Below are 5,974 nucleotides of genomic sequence, written 5' to 3'. Positions count from 1 at the left end.
GCAACACGGTGGCGCGGCTGGCGCGCGCGCCTTCGGGGCCGAAGAACGCAGGACGGATAGCCGATATAGACGGCTTCGCGCTGCCTCTGAAGCCGCTGGACAATGCGCCGGCCTTCGACGCGTCGCTGCCCTGGTCGGCAAAAGGCGGCGACATCAACGATGCCAGCGGCCTGTCGATGACGCCGGTTTACGGCGTCGTCGAGATCAGCGAGGACGAGCACATCGCCAATGCGCTGGCCTTCGCGCGTGCCAATGGCCTGAAAGTCTCACTGGCCGCCATCCGCCATTCGATGGGCGGGCATGCCTTCGACGACAACGCGCTGGTGCTCGACCTCAGAAGGTTCAACAAAGTCACCGTCGATGCGGCGGCCAAAACCATGACCTTGCAGCCGGGCGCGCGCTGGCACGACATCCAGAACCTTCTGCATCCGCGCTTAGCGGTGAAGGCGATGCAGTCGACCGACATCTTCTCGGTCGGCGGCTCACTGTCGGTCAATGCGCACGGAATGGACCACCAGGCAGGCTCGGTGGCGGGCTCGATCCGCTCGATGCGAGTGATGCTGGCTGACGGCTCGGTGACCACCTGCTCGCCGACCGAGAACACCGATCTGTTCCGGCACGTCGTGGGCGGCTACGGCCTGTTCGGCGTGGTGCTGGAGGCGACGCTCGATGTCGTCGACAACGCCGTCTACCGGACCTCGCGCGAAATCATCAGATCGGACGATTTTCCGAAATTCTTCGCCGAGGTGCTGGAGCCGAACAAGGAGATCGGCCTGTTCTACGGCCATCTGTCGACGGCGCCCGGCAATTTCCTCGAGGACATGATCGTCTATCGTTACGACAAGGTGGCGGAGCAGCCGCCGGCGGATCAGCCTGAGATCGGCGAGCCGGGTTCGGTCGGGTTGAAGCGGGTGATCATCAACCTGGCGAAATGGGGCAGCCTGTTCCAGGAGTTGAAGTGGTTCACCGAAAAGACGCTGGAGCCGAAATTCGAAAGCTGCACGGTGGCGCGCACCTCAGCCATGGCCGAGGGCGAGGCTTGTCTCGTCACCCGCAACAACCCGATGCACGATTCGGTCCCCTATCTCTTCAACGATCGGATGGAAGAAACCGACATCCTGCACGAATATTTTATTCCACGTGCCGCCTATGTCGAATTCATCGCGGAAGCGCGCGAGATCCTGCGCAACCAGACGCTGCCGGTGCTCAATGCTTCGGTGCGCATCGTCCACAAGGAGGATGTGGCGCTGACCTACGCGCCGGAGCCGGCCTATTCGCTGGTGCTCTACATCAACCAGCCGACCGATGCCGACGGCAATGCCAGGATGCGGGCGCTGACGCGGGCGCTGATCGACGTGACGATCAAGCATGGCGGGCGCTTCTTCCTGCCTTACCAGCTGCATTACACGGCCAGGGAATTGCTGGCCTCCTATCCCGAACTGCCGGCCTTCCTGGCGGCGAAGCGGCAGTATGACCCGACGGAACTGTTTTCCTCGACCTTCTACCGTGCCATCAAGGCGCTGAGCGGGGTGGCGTAGACTTTAGGAGACTTCATGCGCAAGGTATCAGCCGCGGCACTCATCCTCATCGCGCTGTGCGCTGGCCCTGCCGGAGCCGAGGATCTCAAGGCCTTCAAGCTGACCATCGATGGTGTGACGGTCGATATCGATCCCGGCGAGAGCGCAGACGTGACCCTGCCTGGCGGCAAGCGGAGCAAGGTGACGCTCGAGCGCAACGACTTCGCCACCTTTTCCGGCAGCGTCTTCTCCTTCGTTCACCCCAGCAACATTTCGGTGACCAAGACCGATATCGGCGATGATATCACGCAGTATCTGATGGCGTCGGCTCTCGGCACGATCGTCGTGGTGCAGGAATATGGCGCGATGAATCCGGTGTCGCTCAACCAGCTGATGCTGCAGGAGATGACCAAGGAATCGGTGCAGGCCGGCGCCACGCTGACGCAGGAGCCGACCACGCGCAAACTCGCCGACGGCAAGGAATTGACCGGCATCCACGCCGAGGTGAAGACACGCACCGACACCGCCGATTTCGAGATCGTCGGCGTCGGTCTTGCCGATCGGGGGCTGCTGTTCATCACCCGCATTGCCGGTGAGGATGCAGCGACCGAAAAGCCGCTGGTCGACAAGTTCTGGCAGAGCCTGAAAGTCAAGTTGCAGCGGGACTAGGGTCGTGTCCCGGTTTGAATTTCGGTTGGGATCCACACTTTTGCGTAACGGCGGCTCAAGTTATTCTAACGATCCGGATGTGGAGATCCTGCAGCATGGCGAAGCTCATTTTCAGAATGAACCAGTCCCTCGACGGTTACGTCGACCACCAGAAGATGCCGTCAGGCCCGACAATCTTTCGTCACTGGATGGAGCAAGTGCGCAATTTGAGCGGCAGTGTTTACGGTCGCGGCATGTACGAGGTCATGCGCTATTGGGACGAAGACCATCCTGAGTGGAGCGCGGAGGCGCACGAATTCGCGGCGGCGTGGCGGAACCAACCGAAATGGGTTGTGTCGCGCTCGCTGAAGTCGGTCGGCCCCAACGCCACACTTGTCGCGGACGACGTCGAGGCGGTGATAGGTGGGCTTAAGGCTGAGCTCGTCGGGGAGATTTCAGTTTCCGGACCGGACCTGGCACGAAGCCTGACCGACCTTGGTCTTATCGATGCGTACCAACTCTATTTCCACCCGTTCGTGCTTGGTCAGGGCAAGCCATTCTTCGCCGGCCCCCGGCCACCGCTTCGCTTCGTGGCCAGCGATCTGATAGGCGACGACGTGATCAGGTTGACCTATGTGCCTGCCTGATCACGCGGTCGTCAAACGCCGGCGGGCCTAAAGCCCTTTCGGCATCAATCCGGCCAGCCAGTTCACGGAGCGTTTCGCGGCGTCGGCGGTTGCCGAGGCGGCGCGGCCGAGATCGGTCTTGACCACGGCGTAGCCGTTCTTGGTGCGATAGAGCACACCGGTTCCGCCATCGACCACCTGTTCATAGGCGACGGGCCGGGCGGCATCGGCTTCCATGGCCGTCGTCGGCGAACCGACCGAGACGCTTGGCCGGTGGCTCAATTCAGGCGGCAATGGGCTTTCGGTCCTGACAACCCGGCTGGCGGGCTTCAGTTCCGGGCGCGATGCGGTCGCGGCCAGTTGCGAGGAGGACGACGAACCCTTCGTGCGGCAGATGCCGGAGACGAGCGGATAATTGAAATTGCGCTCGTGCAGCATCTGGCTCTTCATCGCCGCTTCGCACTCGGCGACGGTCGACCATTTGGCCGGCGTCTCGCCGATATATTCGCAAAGCTTGGCGTCGCAGTCGCAGCCGACAATGGTCATGGCGACAAGGGCGGTCTTGATCACGGTCTTGTCCCTTCGAGATGCCCCCGGCAGCCCATTCATTTCTTCCCATTCCTTCGCGCGCGAACAAGGCGGGATTTGGCCGCGATTGTGGAATGGGCGTGGCGGAGCGCAGGAAATGCATGATCCTGGCCGGGCGTGGCCGAAAGGCCTCAGTAGTCGTAGACGTGTTCAAGCCTGGCGCCGGCCTTGATCAGCGCCGGCAGCACGAGATGCAGCTTGCGCACGGCGACGATCATACCGGTGCGGCGCATCGCCGGGTCGGCCGGCAGCGGATAGCTGAACAGGATGCGCATGCCTTCGGGGATGGCGATCGTATCGGTGGAGAGCACGGTGACCATGATCTCGTCATTGCCGCCGATCTCGACGAAGGAGACGCCCTTGTCGATCAGGCGCGGGATCATTTCGGTGAAGACCTGATAGCGCCTGGTGACGAAGATGGTGCCGTCAGCGCCCATGTCGCGTTCGAGCAAGGTGTCGGGCTCGTTGCGGGTGGCTTCGCCGACGGGTCCCTTGGCCCAGACATGGATGTCGAGCAAGGCGGGGTCCATCGTGGCGGCGAGGGCCTTTTTGATCAGGTCGGCATAGCCCTGCTTGATGGTGTCGGCGAGGCCGAACGCCAGCTTGCGTTCGCTGGTCCGGATCGAGCTGTCGCCCGGCGCCGGCTGCACGGCAAACAGGCCGGCGCGCTTGTCGGCATAGGGGAACTGATACCAGGGCACCTGGTCGAGAAACCCTGCATAGTCCGCCGCCACCTTGGCCTGATAGATGTCGGCGGCGGTGCGCTTTGCCGTCGTCGCCTCGGTGATGCGGCCGACCGTGTTCTCATAGGCCCACTGCAATATATGCTCGATCGAGTGGCTGGTGCCGATGATGACCAGCATCTGGTGGTTGGCGTAGTTGAACTTGTAGGGAGAACTGGCGCGGATGACCATGGCGTAGTCCTGCCAGAAGCGGCCGACATAGGACCAGTAGGGGAAGCCGCTCGGCTGGTCCTTGTCGACGAAGCCGGCATATTCGCGCGCGGCGTAGACGATCGCCCATTCCGGATAGGTGAGGAAGGTCGATTCCTCCGGCCGCTGGTAGCCTGGGATCTCGGCGCGAACCTTGTCGGCCAGCGCCTTGGGCGGCGCGCCATCGGCAATTCCGGGCAGCGGCGTCTTGTCGAGCGACGGCGTCGTCAGGAAGCCGTAGCTCAGCCCGGCGATCGGGATGAGCATGACAAGGACGATCAGCCAGAGGATCGTCTTGATGATGCGCTTCAGCCAGCGGAACAGGAACATGGCCAGTCAGGCCGTGGCGAAGTGTTCGTGTATGCGCCTGGCCAGCCGGAAGCCGACATAGACGGCGAAGCCACCAATGACGAGGTGCGGCAGGTTGGCGAAGAAGCGGGCCGGGAATTCGATATCGTTGAGGGAGCGGAAGCCGTTGATGAAGATACCGGCATCGAGGCAGCCGGAACCGGTGATCAGCCCGAGCACGCCGTCGAACAGGTAGACCGAACCGAACAGCTTGAAATAGAACACCGCCTGGCGGTGCGAGATGAAGGCGGCGGCCAGAGCCCAGACGCCGGAGAAGGCGTGCAGCAGGTCGTCATACCATTGCAGCGAGAACAGGCCGAACAGATTGCCGTCGGCGTCGTTGAACGCCGGTATGTAGCCGATGGCGACGACGCCGAAGAACAGGAAGGCATAGGCGACGGCAAGCTTCTGGATGAGCGTCATGAAGTGTCCCCCTCGAAGAGTCCGCCTGAAAACAGACTCTGACGCTGGGATACTAACTGATTTTGGCGCGCGGTGAAGCGGCGCCCGCGAGATCGCCGGCGAAGGATATCGAGGGGCAAAAAGGCAGTCGGCGCCGGGATTTCTCCCAGCGCCTCCCTGTCAGATCAGGACACGGTCGCGGCAGCAACTTCCGTAAAGTCGTCGCGCCTTGCCGGCCTTGATTTTGACGGTCCTGCCAGTCCGCCACCCGAGAGCAGCGTCCATTCGGGACCACGCCGGTCTCCACCCTTGCGGGCTTTGCCCTGCGCACCATCGAAGGTTTTTGCCGTCCTTCATGGCAGCATCGGTCCGCCGTAGGCGTTGGCACGCTTTCCGCGGCCCCGTAGGTCTCGGCTCCGTCCCTCGAAACAGGCAAGCCTGCTCTCGCTTCGGGCCGTACGGGCCTCAGGAAATCCGCCTTTCACTTCGCCTTTCGGCTTGATAATCGGTAGCCGCCTGAGATGGGTTTAACGTACGCCGGGTAAGGGTCCTGGGGAATGGCCGGAGGCCTGTGGATAACGGGATTATCGGGGATCAAGCTGGGATAACGAAATTTTCCTGTCCGCCACGATGGGCGTCATCGGCGGACATTCGGCCTTGCCCTGCCGCCCGGTGCGGTCTTCAATGCCGGCAAAGGATTCGAGGCGCCGAGCGCCTCGAATCCTTGCGGGAGGGTTGCTTGAAAGTTGGAGTGGTTCTCAACCCGATTGCCGGTGGGGGCCGGCTGAAACGGCATTGGCCTGATGTCGCCGTGTCGCTGAAAAAGCATTTCGGCGAATTCGAACTGCGCGAGACGCAAGCGGAAGGCGACGCCGAAAGGCTGGCAATCGATCTCGCGATGATTGGCTTCGAC

7 protein-coding genes are annotated in these 5,974 nt (G+C 62.3%); 4 read left to right on the top strand and 3 right to left on the bottom strand.

Going from position 1 to position 5,974, the window contains the following annotated elements; all coding sequences use genetic code 11:
- The first annotated feature begins 8 nt into the window (after window positions 1-8).
- The 3 genes from EN749_RS28760 (at window position 9) to EN749_RS28750 (ending at window position 2,812) form a co-directional block, all read left to right on the top strand.
- Entirely contained in the window at window positions 9-1,538 is a 1,530-nt protein-coding gene (locus tag EN749_RS28760) for an FAD-binding oxidoreductase (protein ID WP_128364420.1), read from the top strand.
- Window positions 1,539-1,553: 15 nt separating this feature from the next.
- Window positions 1,554-2,186 carry a hypothetical protein gene (locus EN749_RS28755; protein WP_127809551.1) on the top strand — a complete coding sequence of 211 codons (633 nt, stop codon included), beginning with the start codon at window positions 1,554-1,556 and terminating at the stop codon, window positions 2,184-2,186.
- 95 nt (window positions 2,187-2,281) lie between these two features.
- A complete protein-coding gene (locus EN749_RS28750) occupies window positions 2,282-2,812 on the top strand; it encodes a dihydrofolate reductase family protein (protein WP_127809552.1) in 531 nt (176 codons plus the stop codon).
- 27 nt (window positions 2,813-2,839) lie between these two features.
- Here the strand turns inward: EN749_RS28750 and EN749_RS28745 are convergent, their stop codons facing one another.
- The 3 genes from EN749_RS28745 to EN749_RS28735 form a co-directional block, all read right to left on the bottom strand.
- On the bottom strand, window positions 2,840-3,361 hold the full coding sequence (locus EN749_RS28745; protein WP_013530041.1) for a hypothetical protein: 522 nt from the start codon (window positions 3,359-3,361) through the stop codon (window positions 2,840-2,842).
- A gap of 149 nt (window positions 3,362-3,510) precedes the next feature.
- Entirely contained in the window at window positions 3,511-4,641 is a 1,131-nt protein-coding gene (locus EN749_RS28740; RefSeq protein ID WP_127809553.1) for a hypothetical protein, read from the bottom strand.
- Between the two features lie 6 nt (window positions 4,642-4,647).
- Window positions 4,648-5,082, bottom strand: coding sequence for a hypothetical protein (locus tag EN749_RS28735; RefSeq protein WP_127268292.1), 435 nt, complete (start codon window positions 5,080-5,082; stop codon window positions 4,648-4,650).
- 550 nt (window positions 5,083-5,632) lie between these two features.
- Between EN749_RS28735 and EN749_RS39650 the strand changes: the two genes are divergently transcribed.
- The coding region (locus EN749_RS39650) for a diacylglycerol kinase family protein (RefSeq protein WP_348629386.1) at window positions 5,633-5,974 on the top strand (342 nt) is incomplete at its 3' end.

Origin of the sequence: Mesorhizobium sp. M7A.F.Ca.ET.027.02.1.1 (genome assembly GCF_004022985.1) — a bacterium.
Classification (GTDB): Bacteria; Pseudomonadota; Alphaproteobacteria; order Rhizobiales; family Rhizobiaceae; genus Mesorhizobium.
This window is presented reverse-complemented; position numbering and strand designations above follow the sequence as displayed.

Excerpts from the sequence above, each read along its gene's own strand:
- EN749_RS28755 (WP_127809551.1), top strand. The coding sequence starts at position 1,554 with ATGCGCAAGGTATCAGCCGCGGCACTCATCCTCATCGCGCTGTGCGCT.
- EN749_RS28750 (WP_127809552.1), top strand. The coding sequence starts at position 2,282 with ATGGCGAAGCTCATTTTCAGAATGAACCAGTCCCTCGACGGTTACGTC.
- EN749_RS28740 (WP_127809553.1), bottom strand. The coding sequence starts at position 4,641 with ATGTTCCTGTTCCGCTGGCTGAAGCGCATCATCAAGACGATCCTCTGG.
- EN749_RS28735 (WP_127268292.1), bottom strand. The coding sequence starts at position 5,082 with ATGACGCTCATCCAGAAGCTTGCCGTCGCCTATGCCTTCCTGTTCTTC.